This is a genomic window from Anaerolineales bacterium (genome assembly GCA_015075725.1).
Lineage (GTDB): Bacteria > Chloroflexota > Anaerolineae > Anaerolineales > Villigracilaceae > Villigracilis.
In genome coordinates, this window is the sequence record JABTTV010000001.1 from 67,513 (window position 1) to 87,464 (window position 19,952).

Annotated in this window: 16 protein-coding genes; 2 read left to right on the top strand and 14 right to left on the bottom strand. The window is 55.1% G+C overall.

What is annotated here, in order from left to right:
- Positions 1 to 8: 8 nt before the first annotated feature.
- The 8 genes from HS100_00325 to HS100_00360 all read right to left on the bottom strand — a co-directional run bounded on the left by HS100_00325 (position 9) and on the right by HS100_00360 (position 10,160).
- Positions 9 to 608: an AhpC/TSA family protein gene (locus HS100_00325; GenBank protein MBE7432337.1), complete on the bottom strand. Its 600-nt coding sequence runs from the start codon at positions 606 to 608 to the stop codon at positions 9 to 11.
- Between the two features lie 95 nt (positions 609 to 703).
- Positions 704 to 1,732 (bottom strand): ATP-dependent Clp protease proteolytic subunit, encoded by a 1,029-nt coding sequence (locus HS100_00330; GenBank protein ID MBE7432338.1) that lies wholly within the window; start codon positions 1,730 to 1,732, stop codon positions 704 to 706.
- 92 nt (positions 1,733 to 1,824) lie between these two features.
- Positions 1,825 to 4,539 (bottom strand): hypothetical protein, encoded by a 2,715-nt coding sequence (locus tag HS100_00335; protein MBE7432339.1) that lies wholly within the window; start codon positions 4,537 to 4,539, stop codon positions 1,825 to 1,827.
- A gap of 193 nt (positions 4,540 to 4,732) precedes the next feature.
- A complete protein-coding gene (locus HS100_00340) occupies positions 4,733 to 5,485 on the bottom strand; it encodes a glycerophosphodiester phosphodiesterase (protein MBE7432340.1) in 753 nt (250 codons plus the stop codon).
- Positions 5,486 to 5,518: 33 nt separating this feature from the next.
- Positions 5,519 to 6,856 (bottom strand): ATP-binding protein, encoded by a 1,338-nt coding sequence (locus HS100_00345; protein MBE7432341.1) that lies wholly within the window; start codon positions 6,854 to 6,856, stop codon positions 5,519 to 5,521.
- Between the two features lie 243 nt (positions 6,857 to 7,099).
- Positions 7,100 to 8,035, bottom strand: coding sequence for a mevalonate kinase (gene mvk / locus HS100_00350; GenBank protein MBE7432342.1), 936 nt, complete (start codon positions 8,033 to 8,035; stop codon positions 7,100 to 7,102).
- Positions 8,035 to 9,246 carry a DHH family phosphoesterase gene (locus HS100_00355; GenBank protein MBE7432343.1) on the bottom strand — a complete coding sequence of 404 codons (1,212 nt, stop codon included), beginning with the start codon at positions 9,244 to 9,246 and terminating at the stop codon, positions 8,035 to 8,037. The genes mvk and HS100_00355 overlap by 1 nt, the downstream gene beginning before the upstream one ends.
- 95 nt (positions 9,247 to 9,341) lie before the next feature.
- A complete protein-coding gene (locus HS100_00360; GenBank protein MBE7432344.1) occupies positions 9,342 to 10,160 on the bottom strand; it encodes an HAD-IIA family hydrolase in 819 nt (272 codons plus the stop codon).
- Between the two features lie 118 nt (positions 10,161 to 10,278).
- Between HS100_00360 and HS100_00365 the strand changes: the two genes are divergently transcribed.
- Complete coding sequence (locus HS100_00365; GenBank protein MBE7432345.1) at positions 10,279 to 10,962, top strand: glycosyltransferase family 2 protein; 684 nt, start codon at positions 10,279 to 10,281, stop codon at positions 10,960 to 10,962.
- A 166-nt stretch (positions 10,963 to 11,128) separates the two neighbouring features.
- On the opposite strand, the gene HS100_00370 is transcribed toward HS100_00365, so the two are convergent.
- Positions 11,129 to 13,642, bottom strand: a complete 2,514-nt coding sequence (locus HS100_00370) for a hypothetical protein (GenBank protein ID MBE7432346.1) — start codon at positions 13,640 to 13,642, stop codon at positions 11,129 to 11,131.
- Between the two features lie 59 nt (positions 13,643 to 13,701).
- Between HS100_00370 and HS100_00375 the strand changes: the two genes are divergently transcribed.
- Positions 13,702 to 14,031 carry a hypothetical protein gene (locus HS100_00375; protein MBE7432347.1) on the top strand — a complete coding sequence of 110 codons (330 nt, stop codon included), beginning with the start codon at positions 13,702 to 13,704 and terminating at the stop codon, positions 14,029 to 14,031.
- Between the two features lie 58 nt (positions 14,032 to 14,089).
- On the opposite strand, the gene HS100_00380 is transcribed toward HS100_00375, so the two are convergent.
- The 5 genes from HS100_00380 to HS100_00400 form a co-directional block, all read right to left on the bottom strand.
- Positions 14,090 to 14,359, bottom strand: coding sequence for a hypothetical protein (locus tag HS100_00380; protein ID MBE7432348.1), 270 nt, complete (start codon positions 14,357 to 14,359; stop codon positions 14,090 to 14,092).
- 122 nt (positions 14,360 to 14,481) lie between these two features.
- On the bottom strand, positions 14,482 to 15,333 hold the full coding sequence (locus HS100_00385; GenBank protein ID MBE7432349.1) for a DegV family protein: 852 nt from the start codon (positions 15,331 to 15,333) through the stop codon (positions 14,482 to 14,484).
- Between the two features lie 3 nt (positions 15,334 to 15,336).
- Positions 15,337 to 16,017, bottom strand: a complete 681-nt coding sequence (locus tag HS100_00390) for a sigma-70 family RNA polymerase sigma factor (GenBank protein MBE7432350.1) — start codon at positions 16,015 to 16,017, stop codon at positions 15,337 to 15,339.
- Positions 16,018 to 16,101: 84 nt separating this feature from the next.
- Positions 16,102 to 16,938 (bottom strand): carotenoid biosynthesis protein, encoded by an 837-nt coding sequence (locus tag HS100_00395; GenBank protein ID MBE7432351.1) that lies wholly within the window; start codon positions 16,936 to 16,938, stop codon positions 16,102 to 16,104.
- Between the two features lie 122 nt (positions 16,939 to 17,060).
- Positions 17,061 to 19,862 carry a DEAD/DEAH box helicase family protein gene (locus HS100_00400; protein MBE7432352.1) on the bottom strand — a complete coding sequence of 934 codons (2,802 nt, stop codon included), beginning with the start codon at positions 19,860 to 19,862 and terminating at the stop codon, positions 17,061 to 17,063.
- Between the last annotated feature and the right edge of the window lie 90 nt (positions 19,863 to 19,952).

Genomic DNA, 19,952 nt, shown 5'->3' on the forward strand with positions numbered 1-19,952 from the left:
ATTTCTTCCTAGACCAACGACTTCGTGTCGAAGGGGTTCTTCCAATCCACGCCCATGATGCCGTGCAGAAGCAAATCCACAGGCGGATGATCGGCGATGTCTTCGTAGTAATAAGGCAGGCGGATGCGTCCATCCATGCCGATGACGAAGGTGCCGGACATTTGATAGGCATCCTGACCCGGATATGGAATCCCGGGTGTGAATCCTTTTTCACGCGCAAGCCTGCGGTTCGAAAGCCAGATGCGGGGTGAGAGAAGAGTCTGCCAGAAGGTGCCGCGATACAAGCCATAAGCGTGATAGGCGGAACGGTCCACGTCGGCGAGACAGATCGCATCCGGCGCGCGCTGGTCGCAGAAGGCTTTGGCAGATTCGGCTGAGGCGTGAGAAACGATTGCAAGCTGGAGTCCGCGCTCGGTCAGGGTCTGATGCGCGTCTATCAATTGGTCGATCATCTCCTTGCATTGCGGACATCCAAAATGACGTGTGAAGGCAAGGACGAGTACCTTCTTCTTCCAAAGTGAAGAGAGCCGGATTGGCTTCCCGTTCTTATCCAGAAGGGTGAGGTCTGGAGCCGGGTCGTTGAATTTGAGTTGAGTAGTATTCGACATAATTAGATTATACCACAGTGCAAAGGTTTTGCAAAGGTTTTGTTAATATCAATTCTAGCGAAAAAAAGACACAGCCGGGGCTGTGTCTCGCGGTCTCATGCAATGTGGATGATGGATTTCTCCACCCGGTTCCCCTTCCTCTCCACCCGCCTCCAACTGCTATTGTCATTGAGTGATATCCAGCGCCGTTCCTCAGTCCGATAAAACCAATCCTTATCCTGCTGGTAATAAACAAGCACATCGGTCGATTCCCAAATGTTCAGGATTTCGTTCCCGTGGGCGTGAGTGTCGTCGAAATCCGTGGTGGCGCGCTGGCCCATTTCGCTATAGAGTTCGTTGAGTTCGAGCAGTTTCGAATTGATCTCCGGCTTGAGATGATTGACCTTCAAGCCGATGCGCCGCGCCTCCTCGAATAGAATCGGGTACCCGTGCGATGGATATTTCGAATTGAGGGTGGACGCGATCTGTTCCGCAACGGATTCCTCTTTTATGTGATAGGCGAGCAATTCCTTGCACAACATGATGGAAAGGGATTCTGCGCGATCCACCGCGCCGATGACAAGCGGATGCACATGCTGGAAGAGCTGCTGGTATGGATTTTCGTTCGAATCGGATTTTTGAGCCTGCCAGAGTCTCACAACGCGGTTCAGTTCATCCAGACTGACGCTGACGCGGTCGTTGTCGCGGTCGATGGGTGAAAGCGAATGTGTGAGCGAAGTGTCCACGGAGGTAAGATAGGCCATGGGGCCCATATGGATTTCGTTCGCCCCAAGCGTGATCATGGTCGCAGCGGAGGCGCATTCCAACGGAATGACCGCAACGATGTCGTCGCAATACTGCCGCAATAGGTTCACGATTCTCAGGGAGGATTGTCCATTGCCGCCGCTGGATTTGATGAAGAGATAAATGGTCTTCTGGTGGCCGATCTTTTCCAAAAGTTCGAACAGTGCCAGTACATCGTCATGACAGACGCTTCCGCGCGGGTTGTTGAAATAGGTGACCAGGGTGCCGCCGAGTTTTTTCGTCAGGTCGTGGATGATCGCCTGGGTCTTATCGAATAGAATGGGCGGTTGTTTTGCCTTGGGTGGTTTTCCGGTTTTCGCAGTTTTACTGTTTGATTCCATAAATCGAATTTCTCCTGACCTCGTCGTGATAGGAATGACATCCCCATCAGGATAATATCACTCTTTTTGCGGGTGAATATGAATTAAAAGTACTATTTTCCGGCGCGTGACCAGATCCAGCCGCCCGCCAGCCCCAGCACCTGACCCGCCAACGTGACGGAGATCACCCCTGAAACACCCGCTTCGGCAAGCCATTCAGGAAGGTTGAAAAACCCGAGCGCCAGGAGGTTATATGCAAACAGGCCGCCCAGCAACATACCGAGCGCCCAACGCAAAGCGGAAGTCCGCTTGGCGAATCGCGAGGCAATGACAAAGAATGCCCCCGAGCCCAACAGTACGAACAGCATGGATAACGACCAAGCCGATATTCTCGGGTAACCTTCCTGGGTTATGAAGTCGTCGGGTTCCTCCGGGGCAGTCGGGAGAGGCGTCGGCTGGGCTGATTGTGTGAGTTCCGGTACGACCAGGGTCACTGCCACTGCGCCGGATTGGGAAACATCGAGCTGAAGTACCTCGGAAATTACAGCCGGTTCGCTGGAAACGCGAATCTCCAGCAAGCCGGGCTTGTCCAATCCGAATGCCGCCCGCGCCACGCCGTCTGTCGTCACCGCTTCCACTTGCTGTAGGATTCCCCCGCCTTCACCGGTCAACAACATGGCGAAGCGCACCACCGTCCCATCGGGGACGCGGTTGCCGTTGTGATCCATAATCACACCAGTGCGAATCGAGATCGTATCTCCGATGCGGAAAAGAGGCGCGAGGGTTGGCTCGGGTGTGTTGAGTGCATCTGGGGTGGCAGAGGCAATCGGCAGGTCCAGAAAGAGCGGGATGATCTGGACCGGATTCGGCGACATGACCGTGATCAGATCGTATCCAACAGCAGGGATCGATACCGGCGAAGCGCCCGATGGAGTCAGTTCCTGATAAAGTAGGCGAACCGCAACATCCACGAACTGGGCTTGTTTACTGTAGAGCGCGTAATAAGCGGTGAAACGGGAAAGTGTGGTGGTATCGAAGTAATAAGGCGCGCCAAACGAGAACAGGATCAATTGTTTATTCAACAATAGGTCGGGGCGTTCGCGCAGAAGACGGCCGATGAGAACAGCCTCGCCTTGCGATGAATCGGTCACCGCGAGCAGGACCCAATCAGCGGCATCGAGATCGTCCGCCACAAATTGATTCTCATCGGGCGCATCCAATAATGCCGTCAAATTCTCGAAGGAATACGATTTGAGGCGGAACTCCTCCACTTGATTCCCACCCTGCGGACCGTAAAGCCGCAAAGCCGCCTTTTGCAGCGCATCGACCGCCAGTTGAGGCTGGGACGAACAACCCGAGCATTGCGCCGCGCTGACTGAATCCGTGATGAATACCAATCGGTCATTGGGCTGGGGCGGAGACGGCAGGATCGAAGCGAGGTCCTGCTGACTCGGGCTGACTAGTGTGGCTGCGCTCCGCGCGATTTGAAAGGTGATGTCCGTTCCAGGTTCGGGACTTGCAGATTCCGTCTCCGGCAGGGACGGATTGTCACCGGAATCAACGATCACATTGTTGAGCGTAAAGTTATCGTACAACCGCAGTTTTGCCATGAGGATGCGCGTTACCGAAGCATCCACCCGCTGGGCAAATGCAGGGTCTTCGCGGTATTTCTGCGCAAAAAATTCGAGCGTGCGGATGACAGACGTATAACTGTCAGGGGAATCATCGCCTTTGATATTGCCAAGATACAACAGGTCGTTGCCGGCGAGAAATGAATCGCGCGCGGCGATGCGCCCCTGGAATAATCCCCCGCCGGTGGCGTAAAATTCGCGAACGGCTTTTGTGCCGAGATTATCGCTGACCAATAACCCCCCGTTCGCGTACCATTCCGCAAATTCAGGCAATGCCAGAATCTGACCCAGTGCCTGCTGGTCGAAACTGATCGGGCGGGTGGTGGCGCGGATATTCCCTTGAAAGCCCTGGTAGCGGATGTGAGAAACGAGCAAGCCATCCACGACTTCTTCCGGCAGTTCGGCTTTCCCGGTTACTGCAAAGAAGGGCGCGAGTTCCACCTGTTTCAACTGCTCGAGAGATTTTCGCACTGTGGAAACTTCCTCTTGCGGAAGGCGGTCCGCTCCCCCCGCGCCGGGAAAATGTTTGGCGATCACCAGCAGGTTCCCGTTCGAGCCGCGGTGAAGCCCGCGGATATAAGCCCGCCCCATTTCCCCCACCCAGAAAGGATCGCCCCCAAAGACTCGCGTCCCCAGATCGCCCCCCGCTTCAGCCGGGGATTCAAGCGTATCCAAAGAAGGACCGAAGAATAAATTGAAACCCAGTCTGGAGATCTCCTCCCCGCGCGTTTCGCCCACATCCTTTGCATATTCCGTGTCCCAGGTTGCTCCGATCGCCATCTCGCTGGGCAGGGGAGTCAGCCCGTTGAGGATCTGGTCGGCAGGATATCCGTCACCCTCCTGCGAAATACCGATGAATAAAGGCACGTAGGCAAACCGCAGGATGTTTCCGGTGACAGGGTCGGTCGCTGATTTGGTGGCGGCATCCCATTCGATCCGCTGCAGCGATTCAACCAGGCGTCTCGCCTCCGCCAGTGTATCGCCATCGACAAAATTTTCATTCTCCCTCATCAAGACCACGCCGCCAACATGACGGCGCGCGATCAGTTCGTATATCTGGGAATCGGTCCCGGTATCCGTCCCTGTGAACGCGACCAGGAACAATTGCCCAACACGCTCCTCAGGCGACATCGAATCCAACAACAACCGGACCGCGGCAGGCGGAGTTGGAGTTTGCGCCTCTGCGGAAATTGGCATAATGGAAAGCACAACCAAAAACAGGAAAAGGATTCGAATCAGCCGCATTCACCCACTCTTATAACATAAAGGAATGAAAAATCTCCATGGTTTTCATCAACACACAAAGAAAAATCGACGCCGTTGTTCAAACGACGCCAATGAGATTCCGCATCCGACTCCGCCCGGGTTTGCTTCCGGCATTCTGGGAGTTTCACTTCGCCCGTCCAAGCGCCCGCACTGCCGCGCCCGGATCGGCCGTGATTATGCCGTCCACATCCCAATCGCTCAGACGTCGAATCTCCTCTGGAGAATTCACCGTCCAGACATGGACGCGGCGTTTTATGCGATGTGCGCGTTGGATTTGTTCCCGCGTCGTATCCGAATGATGCAGGTGCAATGCCTGATAGTTTCCGAACATAAAGCTGAAGGAACGCGCCCATGATCCGCGCCAGCTTGGCAATGCAAGCAAACCGAGCTGAATTCCGGGCAATTCCCGTGCGGCTATTTTCAAATTGAAAGCGAAAAACGATGAAAGGATGATCTGGCTGCCATTATTATGGCGCTTGATCAACTCGCATACCTTCAAAGCCAGCCCGTTGAAGGGGGTGGAATAGTTCTTCAATTCGATGTTGATCAATTTATCCCTGCCCATGGCTTCGAACACATCCTCAAGCAACGGCACTTTTGTGCCGCTGAAGGCCGGGCTGAACCATGAGCCCGCATCCAATGTGCGGACGGTTTCAATTGAAAGAGAAGAGATTCGTCCTTCGCCGTCTGTGGTGCGTTTGACATCGGGGTCATGAATCACCACCACATGACCGTCAGCGGTGAGCTGCGCATCGAGTTCGACGCCATCGGCGCCCTTTTCGAGAGCCGAAGCAAATGCGGGGAGGGTATTCTCCGGCGCATGGGACGAGTCGCCGCGATGCGCGAGAAGGATGGGGCGTGGGAATTTGTCAAGCATGAAGATTCAGGCTGAGGCGCAGTCCGAAGCGGGTTAAATATCCACGAAATAAGCGAGGGCGGCGCGGTCGATCATCTCCCGGTTCATCGAAGGAGGCACTGCCATGTACGAGGCGATGTCGAGAATCTGGTCGCAGAGGTCGCGCGGATGCGAGGCACGCAGTTTACGGTTGCGTTTGATGTACCACTCCTGCAGGAGGTACGCAAGACCCTGGTCGTTGTATTCGATGTGCTTGTCCTGCGAGACGCGCTTGAAAATTTCGCGGTATTCTTCGAACGAAGGATCGCCGATCTCGATCTTGTGACGCAGGCGGCGGAGGAAGGCTTCATCCACGAGGTCTTTCGGCGGGAGGTTGGTCGAGAAGACGATCAACACATCGAAGGGCACTTCCACTTTTCGCCCGGTGTGGAGGCGGAGAAAATCCACGCGGTTTTCGAGCGGCACGATCCAGCGGTTGAGCAGGTCGCGCGGTCGGACTTGCTGGCGGCCGAAGTCATCGATCAAAAGGATTCCGCCGTTGGCTTTCACCTGGAAGGGTGCTTCGTAGAATTTTGTTGTGTCGTCGAATACGAGGTCGAGCCCTTCGAGGGTCAACTCACCACCGACGACGATGAAGGGGCGGCGAATCTTTATCCAGCGCGGGTCGCGGCGACTGGAACCACGCAAGGTCCCGGTCGGGTTCGAATTGGGATCGGTATCCGGCGCAAGGCTGTGACTGACCGCATCGTACACTTTGATAACCTGACCATCCAAATACAACGCATACGGGATATACATCGTTTGGCTGAGGACGAGGTTGCCGAAGGCGCGCGCGATGCTTGTCTTGCCGTTGCCGGGAGGTCCGTACATGAAGATAGAAGTGCCCGAGTTGAGCGCGGGTCCAAGCCGCTGAAAGGTCGCTTCGGAGATGACCAATTGCGAAAGGATTTGCCGCATGGTGCGGGTGGTCACGGCGACGCGCCCGCTCTTTTGTCGGCGGATGGATTCGTTATAAACCTCGAAGGGGACGGGAGCGGGTCCCGCATATTGACTGCGTTCCAACGCCTCGCGCGCCCGGACGATGCCCGCGCTTGTGATGCCGTAGGTATAGGAGCCTTCGCCCAAGCCGCCCTGCGACGATTTGATTTCGATGAGTTTTTCCTGCTTGAGCGTTGTGAGAAGTTGATCGGTCACCCCGGCGAACGGGAGCGTGATCTCATCCGATACCTTGCTGCCGGTGAGATAACCGCGGAAGTACAATACTTTTAGAATCAAATCCTGAAGCCAGAGGGGAGAAAGTCCCGTATCTTCCAGAGTGTTGATCTGAGGCGGGGTAAAGCCGCCGGAAGGCGCAGGGGGGATTTGTCCGGTTCCCGGTTGTTTGACGACCATTTTTTTCACCGTTTCCTAAAAATGAAAAATTGCGTAATGCACAGCCGATTATACTTCGTTTCGTTTTCAGCTCTGTTTCCGCCAAACGATTGTCATGAATCTTTCACGACCTTGCAGGGCCGAAAGGCGGAGGTCTGGTTTACTCTCAACCACCAGGGCAAGACTACACCCGCGAAATCTCCTTCCGCGGGTGTATCCCGTCTTGTGAACCTGAGATGCCCTGTGATGCGGGCGCCAAACAGGTTAGCCGCCGATCGCGGTCTTGATGATCAGGTTGTACCCAGCCTTTTCGAAGGCAGAGGCAACTTTATCCTGAAGGTCCCTGCCGGGAGTCAGAGCGATCATATATCCGCCCCTGCCCCCGCCTGTGACTTTCGCGCCTAACGCGCCGTTCTCGAGAGCCATTTTGCACAATACGTCGAGAATCTCATGGGACATATCCATATCGATCAGTAGCTTGTGGTTCTCGGTCATGATCCCGCCCGCTTTGATGAGGTCGCCCGCTTCGAGAGCCTTTTTCAAATCCGCGCCCTGAGCGATGATCGTATCCAGCCGCGAGCGGAAAAGTTTGGGATTATCCTGCTTTTGCACTTCGATGAATTCATCCAGTGCGGCGGTGTTGGCCGTGATGCCGCTATTGCACAACACGATCTCGAAGGACTTGGGAGTCTTGATCCGCTCGAAATTCTGTTTTCCATCCTTCAGCCAAAACCGGAGAAGGCCGCCGTAGGTGGAGGCGGTGTTATCCACGCCGCTCGCCACGCCGTGATAAGGAAACTCACCTTGCCAGGCGACGCGGTTGATCTCTTCGACGGTATAACCCAATTCGAACTCTTCGTTCAATGCGCGGGCGAGCGAAACGCAGCTCGCGGCGCTGGCGCCCACGCCGCTGCCTGCCAGAAGGTTTCCGGCAACCGTGATCTTGATCGGATTCTTCTCGACATCGATGTTCATGACCTCGAGAATCTTGTTGATCGACCCGACCTGCTGTTCTTTTTTCTTTTCCTTGTAGCCGGGCGCTTCGATGCGGTTATCTTCCAGCGTCCAGCCTTTGCCGCTCGTCCTTTCGACCGTCGTTATCGTTTCGAAGGGAATCGCCGAAACGATCGCGGGCACTTCATCCAAAACGAATTGATCCCCGATGAGGATCGTCTTGCCAAAACCAGTTCCTTGAGACATTACGAATCTCCTTTTAGAATTTTTTCCATCTCTGAAATCAGCGGTTCTTCCAAGCCGATGGCGACCGTGGTCGCAGCCGTCAGGGTGTGACAGGCGTCGGAAAAGCCTCCCAACCTGCCTGTCGCTTCGGGGAGGAAGATGTTGAGTCCCATTGCCTTCCCCGCGCGGATCTCCTCCTCCATGATTGGGGACACCCGCATGGAGATTTTCACCTCGTTGAACTTGATCTCACCGAATCCGGGTATCTCATCGGGAATCACTTGAAAGCCCGCAAGATATTTATGAGGATCGATCAAATCGGTGAACCGGATCACATCGCAGAACGCACCGATCATTTTGACCCCCATTGGGAAGAAGCGCTTCTCGACGTTGAACCATTGGATGCGCGGCGATTGCCGCATCCCACCGGACTTGAGCCGGGTAATTTCATCCTCGAATATTTTCGTGCGGACGGCTTTCAGCTCTTCGACCATACGGTCCGACTTGGGCGAGACACCTTCGAGACACACATGGACTCCCATATCCGGTCCGCCCTGGTAGTAGCCCACCCCGCCTAAAATATCGAGGGTATCGCTGAAATCAAGGACGGGGATGCGGCCTTTTTCACCGATGAGGAAATATTCTTCCCCTTTGTCATGCTTTCGTATTTCCATCCGCCCCTGGTGGACGGCTTCGAGCGCGACATCGCGGTTCTGGCTGACCAATTCACCGTCGACGAAGAAGCCGTCGCCGACTGCGCCGACTGCTGCGATATGAGCCATGTCCCGGTTGATCGGGTCCAGGGTCAGCGCAAAAAGATAACAGGTGGTCGAGGCGGATATATCGCGATCACCCTTCAGCCCGAAGAGGTCAGGGTCGAGGTTGATAACCCGTTCATCGGTCGATTCTTCAGCGACGTGGTGGTCGAGAATCAGGGTGAGATTCCTGCCCCGGTTCAGATCCGAAAGCATGGGAGCGATCCGACCCGCGAAATCGGCAAAGATGATGATGCCACCCTCCTGTTCGTACACTTTTTTCAACACGGCGGGATATGGTTTCTCCAAACAGTAGCGTTTGACGGTATATCCCTGCCTTTCAAGGGCGCGGGCAAGGATGGCGCCCGAGGTCAAGCCATCCGCGTCGTTGTGATGGAAGAGCTGTACGGTCTTCTGCGGCTCGCGGCGAAGCACTTGGATGGCTTCCTGCATTGCTGCGATCAGTTCATTGAACATTTTTATCCTCTATCGAATGGGAAAGGAATCTGAGTCATGTCATTAAAAAAATTATAGCCCAAGGTTCCAGTCTTGGAATCATAAATTTCATCGAATCATCGACCCGCTCTTCGCCTTCCATGCGCTTTGAGCCAGTCTGCGATCGCTCTCAGGTTTGCGAAGGTGTATGTTGGCTGGAACGGGGAATCCGCGAGGTCATCCCGGCTTGTTTCACCGCTCAATACCAGGCAGGTGGTGATTCCGGACGTCTGCCCGAGGGCGATATCGGTGTAAAGGCGGTCGCCCACCATCGACATTTCAGGGATTTCATAACCGTATTTCTGTGTCACGGCATCCACGATCATACGGTTGGGCTTTCCGACGACAAGATCCGGGTCGCGCCCCGTGGCGGCACGGACAAAGGCGATCATGGCGCCAATATCCGGCATGTACCCTGTTTCAGTCGGACAGTTGAAATCGGGGTGGGTTGCGATATAAGGCAGCCCGGCGCGGACGAAGTCGCACAGCTTCCAAAGTTTTTGGTAGGTCAGCGTGGTGTCGAATCCGAGCACGACCATTTGAGGGTCCTTCTCTTCGAGGAGGAAGCCGTGATGACTGAACTCTTCTTCGAGCGCGGGCGTCCCGACGACGTACACGGACGCAGCGGGATGCTCCCTGGCGAGATACAGGGCGGTCGCTTCCCCGGCTGTAAACACCTTCTCTTCCGAAATGGGAAGCCCGAGGCGCGTGATCTTCTCCGCATAAATCCCGCGGTGCTTCGAGGAATTATTGGTCAGGAACAAATAGTCGATGTTCAGTTCGTTGAGGGTGTCGATAAAATACAGGGACCCGTCGATGATCCCCTCCCCCAGGTTGAACGTTCCGTCCATATCCAGCAAAAAGCATTTCACCTGCAATAGTGGTTCGCTATTCATTCGTTGATGTTTACCGTCCATCCGAAAGTGGGTTCGACGAGCATTCAGGGCTTTAATCGCAATTTCCAGAACACGAACGGGCGGGATTATACCTCTTTTCGTTTATAATCCAGCCGCTATGAAACTATCCATCATAATCCCAGTTTACAACGAAGCCGAAAGCATCGAGACGATCCTGAAGCGCGTCCAGGCGACCAAAAAAGCTCACGAGATCATTCTCGTGGACGACGGTTCGAAGGACGGCACGCGCGACATCCTGAAAAAATTGGAGGGCAGGAAGGGGCTGCGCGTGATCCTGCATGAAAAGAACCAGGGCAAGGGAGCCGCGGTCCGCACGGGCATGTCTGCGGCGAAGGGCGATGTGCTTTTGATTCAAGACGCCGACCTTGAATATGACCCGCGCGATTACCCCGAATTGCTCCGACCCATCGAAGAAGGTCTGGCGGATGTGGTCTATGGTTCGCGCTTTCTGGGCAAAGCCCACCGCGTGACCATGTTCTGGCATTTGATGGCGAATAAATTACTCACGTTGATGACGAACATTCTCTACGACACGATCCTGACCGACATGGAAACGGGTTACAAGGTCTTCCGCCGCGAAGTCATTCAGGGAATGGTCATCCGCGCAAATAGTTTCAACTTCGAGCCGGAATTCACCGCGAAAATTCTCAAACGCAAATACCGCATCTTCGAAGTACCGATCACCTTTAACCCGCGCGATTACTCGCAAGGGAAGAAGATCAAATTACACGACGCCTTCGAGGCGGTTTGGGCGCTGCTCAAGTATCGGTTTGTGGATTGAAACATAATTAACCCCGAAGTTAATTTGAGACGCGGACGAGCGCAGATTTACGCGGAAAAGGTATTAAAAATCCGCGTTTTCAGCGTCTATCAGCGTCCCATTTGTTCTTAAAAACGAACTCACCCGCGAAACCTTAATTTCGGGGTGAGTCATGTTCTCTGTAATCCTACGGCACGAAGACCGAATACTCCGAAACGTAATCCCCCGCCGGGTACTCGCTCATCCCGTCGTTGATGGGAGTCTTGAAGGTGGCGGAGGTGGTCAAGTGATGCTCGCCGGATTTCCAATCGGAGAGCGCGGTATAGATCACGCGGCATTGAGTCGCGCCGGAGGGCAGGTCGGCGATGACAAACTTATCGAGTGGAACCGACTCGTCATTCAACTCGAAATTTACTTCGATCTGACCGAAATTCTGATCGAGAATTTCCTGTGTGGTCGTACACCAGAAGTAGCCCCAGATCAGGGTTTCGGACTTCGCCAGTGGAATCGTATACGCAAACACACCAGGCTGGGAAACTTCCTCGGGGGAATATTGCTCACGCGCCTTGTCCTCAAGGAAGGCGGCGGCTGACGAAAATGCATTCTCCGCCTCGTCCTGCGACGCGATCTTCGGCGGCGCCGAAGGAGTCACACCTGCGCCCTTCGGCTGGCTGATGACTTTCACCGCCGCTTCGAGGATCACATCCTCGCCCGCCAGTTCGCGCTGAACCGATTCAACCGTCACAGGCACGCGCACATCGGGAGCCACGCCACCGCCCTCGATATGAATGTTCCCGTCCGCATCCATCTGACGCGAGACTGTCAACTGAACATAGGTATCTTCCGGCATCAGGAAGGCCTCCACGCCTCCGCCTCCGCCCGAGGTTGGGTACTGCCCCACGATAATGGCGCGGTCGTTGATGGTCATGTCGTAAGAGAAAAACTCGCAGGCGCTGACGCACGCGGGTCCCACCATCACCACAACCGGACCGTTGTATTGCAGTTCTTCACGCGGGGGATACATCAACGCTTCGTATTCCGGGTCGGTAAAGAATTCGCCCGTCGCTTCATCGTATGACGCGCCGGTGCCGGTCTTGATCTCTTCGTCGAAGAAATATGCCGCCATCTGGTCTGCCAGCCATCCGTCCCCGCCGCCGTTATGGCGCATATCGATGATCACGCCGGGGATTTCATTCTCGTTGAAGGTCTGCATGGCATATTCCCATGCCTGGATGGTCAAAATCGCGTTGTCGGAAAAACTGCTGATCTTGATATAGCCGTATCCGCTCGGCAGGATTTCGAACTCGACAGGCAGGGACACCAGCGGCTGACCGTATGCAAACGAAGTCACACTGAAGCTATCGCGTTCCGAAACCACGGCAAGAGTTGCGGTTTTCCCCGTCCCGCCCGGGTTCACAAACGTGATTTCCACCTCGCCCTTTTCGAGCCGGAAGCGCGTGGCATAACGCAATTGCTGCAATCTTTTGATCTCGGGATTGCTGAATGGCGAAGACCATGGCACAACAGCCGAAACAAATTCACCGACGGGTGTTCCATCCAAAGAAACGATCTCCGCGCCGAATTCGATCCCCGCATCGTCCGCCGGGCTGTTCGGCGTCACAAACCGGGCAAAGATCATCCCGTCGCTGGTTTCGCCCAATGCCAGGCCGATGCCGCCCGCAGTATCCGCGGCAAAATCTTCGTTGATCGCCGTCGTATCCATGCCGACGTGCGTATCGGGGATCGACCAGAGGAAATCGCGCAGCGCCAGCGCAAACATATGCGCGTCCTTTGCCTTTTCCGCCTCCTCGAACCGCGGGCGGAATTCACTCTCGCGTTCGTCCCAATCGATGTCCTTGAATTCGGTAAAAGCGTATTCCCTGCGGAATTTATCCAGCATCGCGTCGAACGCCTCTGTATATGACATTTGCGTGAAATCATCCAGCGCAGACTCTTCGGGTTCGTACAGGTCGAGAGTCGGGCTTTCCGAACGGTCGATGACGAACGGAGATTGATCCATATCGATCACAGACCAGCCCGCAGGCAGGTCCATGAGCGGGTCGTCATCGGTGAATAACTTTTCGTCCGCGCCGAAATCGGAGGGGAATTGCTGGTTCCCATCGGGGGCAAAGACCAGATACTGCCCGCCAAATACCTCCAAATAATTATCGCTCTGACCGCTCACCCGGGTCGAGGCATACGCGCTAGACCAGCCGCCTCCGTACAGGTCGCGTTGTTCGAGGTACGGATCGCCCCAGGTATTCGTCCAATACGCCACCGCGAAGATCATCACGCCGGTATCCTTCGCGCCGTCATGGTCGACGTCATTAAGCGTCCCTTTCGGCTCGGTGGGAAGCGTGAGCGAGTAAGTGAATGGCGAAGTATAAAAATCCGAAGTGATCTGGGCGAGCGTCTGCGATTCAAGCGGCATCAGGAAGTCGCGTTCGCGCGTGACAAAACCGCCCTGATCTTCCAAGATGATCACAGGCTCGGCGACTCCCATTGTAAAGAACAGGTTGGTATATTCGACCTTGCCGGTCACGACCGTCGGTCCGGTTCCGTCTTCCATTACAAGTTCAGCGCCCGGTTCGGTCGCCGCCGGTTCATCCGTCCCTTCGACTGGCTTCACTCCCCCGCAAGCAGAAATCATCAAACTCAGGATAACAACCCCTGTAAACAAAACAAGCCGTTTGTTGTTCATCCTACAGCCTCCTTTAAATTATCCAGCATTATACCCTGCGCGTGTTATATAATCGCGGCATGGATGACACATCGAATGAGATAAAACGCGAATTCGAACAAGCTGAAAAAGCGAGAGTGAACGGCAACGAGGGGCAGGCGCGGGTTTGCGCGCGGCGCGCGGCGGGAATTGCGATTCGGGATTATCTCGTCCGCAAGGGGATACGTCCCCCAAGCCGCTCCGCCCACGATTTGCTGAATCTCATCAAGGAACAGGCGCCTCTCCCCCCCGACCTGAAACTGGTCGCCGATCATTTGACCTTGCGCGTCACCGAAGAGTTCAAACTCCCCATCGAGGCGGACTTGATCGCAGAATCAAAATTATTATGCGATTGGCTGATGACAAATTGAAAAAAACAAGAAGCCCCCAGAAAATTCTGGGGGCTTCTTTCATTCTTTTCGACTTACGTTACGTTCTGCGTCCGGCAAAGTAATACAACGCTCGCGCCAGGGTGACAATGATCAGCATCCCAGACATCACTCCGCCGAAGACGAGGAACAACCTGCTCCAGTCCGAAAGCCGCAGCGTGATCTCGGAGCGGCTCGGCATCTGAATGCGGCTTCTCAGGCGTTCGGCCATGCCGCTCGGAGGCGTCACCCGCTTCAGGGTCCGCGAGAGATGCGTTTCGAGGGATTGCAGGTCGGAGTCTTGGGAGGAGAATGTCGGGTCTTCGTTCATGGAAATTTTATTTGCAAAGATTTTTATCTGACAGCACCGTCCCGAAGGATTGAGGGAACGATAATCCCGATATTCGAAAACCTTCGGGACGTTTCGCGCGCAAGAGGACGCCGATAATGCGATTACTCAGCAGGATACAACACCAATCCCACCGTGCCGGGTCCGAAGTTGATGGCAAGCGATATGGCGAGGTCCGCCATGAAGGTTTCCTTGACGTTGAAATTCTTTTTCGCCTCTTCCAGCAGCATCTTGCAGGAGGCTTCGTCGCGCGCATGCACGACGCCCATCGAAACCGGCGCATTGCCTACGGCTTCCTTTCCGAGTTCGATCACGCGCTCGATCGCGACCTTGCGCGCGCGGACGCGGTCCACCATGTCCACAACGCCGTCTTTCAACATGGCGATCGGTTTGACGTTGAGAAGCGAAGCCACCGCCGCCGAAAGCGTCCCGACGCGCCCGCTGCGTTTGGCATAATCGAGCGTATCGAGAGTCAGGATGACATGCGTTTTGCCGCGCACGCCTTCGATGAACTTCACGATCTCATCCACGCTTTTACCCGCGCGTTCCATCTTGCGCGCGGAACGGCACATGAAGGCGGTCCCCATCGAGCCGCATAAGGTATCCACCGGCACGATGTTATACGTGCCTTTCAATTCCTCCGCCGCCGACACGGACGAAGCGTACGTCCCGGAAAGTTTGCTGGTGATATGGATCGAAAGGATCGTATCGCCGGGTTGGGCGATCTTCTTGTAGAATTCCACGAATTGATGCGGGGAGGGCTGCGATGTCTTGGGATGGGGAAGCGTCCCGCCCGCCACGAGGTTGTAGAATTCGTCCTGGCTCAGTTCCACGTCCTGAATATAGGTCTTTTCCTCCCCGAAGTGCACATTGATCGGAATCCGCTGCAGGTCGTACTCCTTGTACCATTCCGCGGGGATGTCCACTGCGCCGTCGGTCACGATTCGTACTGCCATGATTCACTCTCCTTCAAGGTTTAGGTTTTGATCTTCCAATTGATCTCGAAGCGCCAGCAATGTGCGGTGATAAAGGCTCTTCACGGCGCCTTCGCTTCTACCCATGATCCTGCCGATCTCGGCGTTGGACATATCCTCGACGAATTTCAGGATCAGCAGATTCTGCCTCTCCGGCGGGAGTTTGCGGATCATCTTCAACAACGAATCCTGTTCCTGCGAGCGGACGAGGTTCCTTTCGGGATGGTCGCCCTTGGTCGGCAGGATGGGCAGGTCGTCGATGGGGATTTCCTGCTTGCGCGAGCGGTCCCGGTGCCAGTTCGCCACGAGATTGTGCGCAATGCGGTATAACCACGCCGAAAACGGCACGCCCCGGTCGGTGTAATTGCGGATGTGGTTCATCGCCCGCTGGAAGACTCGCGCCGTCAGATCTTCGGCGTCGTGCTGGTTCCCGGTGCGATAGTACACATAGTTGAAGATTCGTTCCGCATAGCGTTCGTACAATCGACCGAACGCTTCGCGGTCGCCATGCGACGCGCGGGCAAGCACATCCTCTTCGTTGTAATCCTGATCCGACAAATGAGAAACCTTACCGGCGGACTTGTTCCATATAACACCGCCGGGTTTGAGAAGTTTCACCCAGTATAACATGACAAAAATGTCGGATTTTGAGCGGGAGAGAGACATCACATTTCCCACAGAAATTCTCCATTTCACGAATCTTATATGTTTTTACAGGATGATATATCGATCAACGTTCTTATCTGGCATTCAGAGAAAACGTAGTGTTGTCCTGCCATGCAGGAGGAGTGAGATTCCTAGCATGACGACGCCGACAGCCAGGAGCGCGATGGGATGAAAAATGATTCCCGAAACCGCCCCTGCGATCAATACATAAGCATGGGTAAGGAAGGGAATCCAAAACGCGATCGGGTGAACGGGTCGCAAATTGAACTTTGGACGGCGGAGCAGGATGAGGATCAGGGCAAGCGAAAGAGTGACGAAGACAACCGTAATTACAAAATTCCTCGGAACGACAAAGACGATAAAGGCATTCGTCCCGAGCACGCCTGCCAACCCAATGATGAACGCGAACGGCGCGGAGAGCCACCTGCCGGTCCAATCCGTTCGCCGCGCAAGCCAGCGATAACCGAGCGAGAAGAAGAACACCACCCAAAACCATGCCCAGAAGTTCGCATACGGCACGCCGAAATATTGAAATTCCAATCCCTGCCCCCAATCCCAAAACCCGAAGCGGATGGCAACGGCATCGAGGGCAAGGTCGATGTTGAGGGCAAGCAGTCCATCCAACACGGGGCGGAGGAAATAAGGCAGACTGGTCGCATCCGAAAATTCCATGGCGGCGTAGATGATGCAGCTCCACGCTACACCGATGCAAAGCGGAACGTCCAACACCATCAGCAGGAACTGCCCATACTCATAAGCATTGAGTTGACGGATGGTCGCCAGTTCGAGCATCACGCCGAATAGGATGCCGAAGCCAAGTTTGAGCAGGTTTGCTGTGCTCTGTTTGAGGGCGTGACTCAAACAGATGGCAAATTGAATGTAGATGATGAGTTCGAAGAGGATGAAGTAAATGTTGGGCATGTATTAAAAAGTCACCCTGAGCCTCGTCTTGAGCGGAGTGAAGGAGCAAGCGAAGGGTTTCTGGATGGTCATGAAGATCCTTCGCCATCGCCCAGCATGACGTAATCGTAGGGTCTGCTTAGCTACATCCCCAGCCACTGACCCGCCATCTTCGGCAGATTCGCGATCGGACCCTGGCGGGCTGTGCATTGCGGAAGCGACTCCAGGAATAGCCTTCCGTATTGCTTGGTCAGCACGCGCCGATCTAAAATGGCGACCACGCCGCGATCGGATGCGGTGCGGATCAGGCGCCCAAATCCCTGACGGAATTTGAGAATGGCTTCGGGCAGGTAATATTCATTGAACGAATCTTCGTAGAGTTCCGAGCGCGCAGAGATGATGGGATCGGACGGCACATCGAAAGGCAACTTTGTGATCACGACAACCGAAAGCGAATCGCCGGGCACATCCACGCCTTCCCAGAAGGAACGCGTGCCGAGCAGAACAGCCCGGTCTGTGGTCTTGAACGATTCAAGCAACGCCGTTGGCGATGTCCCTTCGCCTTGTTCATAGACGAAGATATCCTCGCGCGCAAGCGGACCCGTGATGGCTTGCGAAGTTTTCCTCAACGCGGCATACGAGGTGAACAATACCAGCATCCGCCCGCCGGTGGCTTTGGCGGTGGAGACGATGGCGCGATCCAGCATCTGCTGGTAGTTGAAGGCGTTCGGCTCGGGCATGTCGTTGGCGACGAAGAGCAGGGTGCTGGATTCATAATCAAAGGGCGAGCCAAGCGCGAGCACATCCACTTCGGAGGCGTCGAGCGTGTTGCGGATGTAGTTGAACTCGCCGTGAGTCGTCAACGTGGCTGACGCAAGCACCACGCTGGCTTTTTCATACCAAAGGTATTTTTGGACGAGCGGTCCCACCCGCAAAGGCGCGGCGTTGAGCGAGAGTTTTTCCCCGCGCGGGTTGACTTCGATCCAATAGATCAGGTCGTTGGTGGGGTTGTGCATCAAACCGGAGGCGGCAGCTTCGGCTTCGGTCAGGCGGCGGATCAATGTGCTCAAACTGCCCATCACGTCTTCCAACTGGTCGTGGCCGTCGTTGTACAACTCGCCGAGATTCTTGTAAATTTCATCCAGCGTTTTCAGCAGGTTCATCATCGATTCGCTGATCTGCCCCCACAGCATTTCTAGGTCATCCCAGCCGTGCAAGGTGCGCGCAGATGGCGTGATGCGCATCTGCCAGGAGTAATTGCTTTGCGGCTGCCCCTCGCGCTGGGCGGCGATGAACTCGCCGAGATAAACGAAAAATTCCTTCGATAGTTGTTCGACCCGAAATGCCTGGTCGGTGGCGCGTTTCGACTTCTGCTGCAATAAACCAAAATCGGATGGGCGCAAAGAGTCATGCGTATCGGTCAGGATCGTGCCGAGCAATCCCGCCGACGAACCGCCCAATTCCTTCAACATGCGGTCGAGGTCGCCCTGCGTCATGCGAAACGATAACGCGTTGGTCACCGCTGTTTCCATGTGATGCGCTTCATCGATGACCAGGTAATCGTATTCAGGCAATACCTTGCTTCCCGTTGAAACATCGGAAAGCAGCAATGCATGATTGACGATCAGCAGATGCGAATTCTGCGCCGCTTGTTTTGCGCGATAAAAAGGACACGCGCCTCCCATCCGTCCGAGGCATGTTTCCGTGGTGCAGTTATCGTCCTCCGCCGAGAGTCTCGCCCACACCTCGCGTTCGAGCGGACCCTGCAAATTCAGATCGTTGCGGTCGCCGGTGACATTCTCCAATTGCCAGACGATGATCTTCGCCACCACGCGCATCTCGACGGTGTTGCCCGGTCCATGAGAGCGGAGATATTGCAGGCGGCGCGGGCAAAGATAATTGGAACGTCCCTTCAACACAGCCGCGCGCACATCCAAATTCAACGCGGCTTGCAGGTCGGGGATGTCTTTCTTTATGAGCTGGTCTTGCAAATTGATCGTATTCGTCGAGACGATGACCCGCGTGTTGTTCTGATAAGCGAACAACGCGGCCGGGACGAGATAAGCAAAACTTTTACCAACGCCGGTTCCCGCTTCGACCATGAGATGGTTGCCCGTCGAAAGGGCGTTTGCCACCGCCTTGAGCATCTCCACCTGCTCGATGCGATGTTCGTAAGAATCAAAATATTGCGAGAACGGACCGCCGTATTCCAATATCGAAGCGGCTTCTTCCGCATCGAGCGGAATCGGTTCTTCTGCCCGTTGAATCGGCGGAGCATCCCGCCCGGATGCAGAATCAAGAATCGGCTTTGGATGCGAGGCGCGGTGTTTTATCTGCTTCGGCTGGATGCCTTCCTTCGTCTTCGCGCGCAAGGCTTGTTCGAATACCCAATTTGCATCCCAGGGCGCAAAATTCCCAAGGTCGGCGATCTCTTCCAGCGTTTCGAGCGGAAGGTCCTGGGCGAGTTCGAAAAGTTTTAGATAACAGGCGTGAGTGACAAGCGCGTCGTCGAGGGCGCGGTGCGTGGCGGGGAGCGGAATGCCGAGCTGTTTGCCGAGCGCGCCGAGGTTGTAACGGCTGGCGGTGGGAAGAAGCACGGAAGCGAGTTCGAGCGTGTCGATCGTCTGCTGATACTCGAAGAGACCCGCCTTGCGCAAGAAACCGACATCGAACTTGACGTTATGACCGAGGATGGGCGCATCGCCGACGAAGGCGGTGAGTTCGTGCATGACATCGCGCAGGCGCGGCGCCTGGCGCACCATGGCATCATCGATGCCGGTTAATCCTGTGATGAAGTCGGGGATGTGTTTGCCGGGGTTGATGAGAGTGTTGAACTCATCTTCCTTGCGTTTGCCGTTGAAACGAACCGCGGCAATTTCGATAATTGCGTCGCGGTCTTCGTCCAAGCCTGTGGTTTCGATGTCGAGTGATACGATTGCCGTCATATTAGAACAAGTGTACCATAATGAGGTGGTCAGGCGTAGCTGGTTAATAAGGGCTGCGTAATTCGTGATGCGTAAAAAGTGAAACACGAC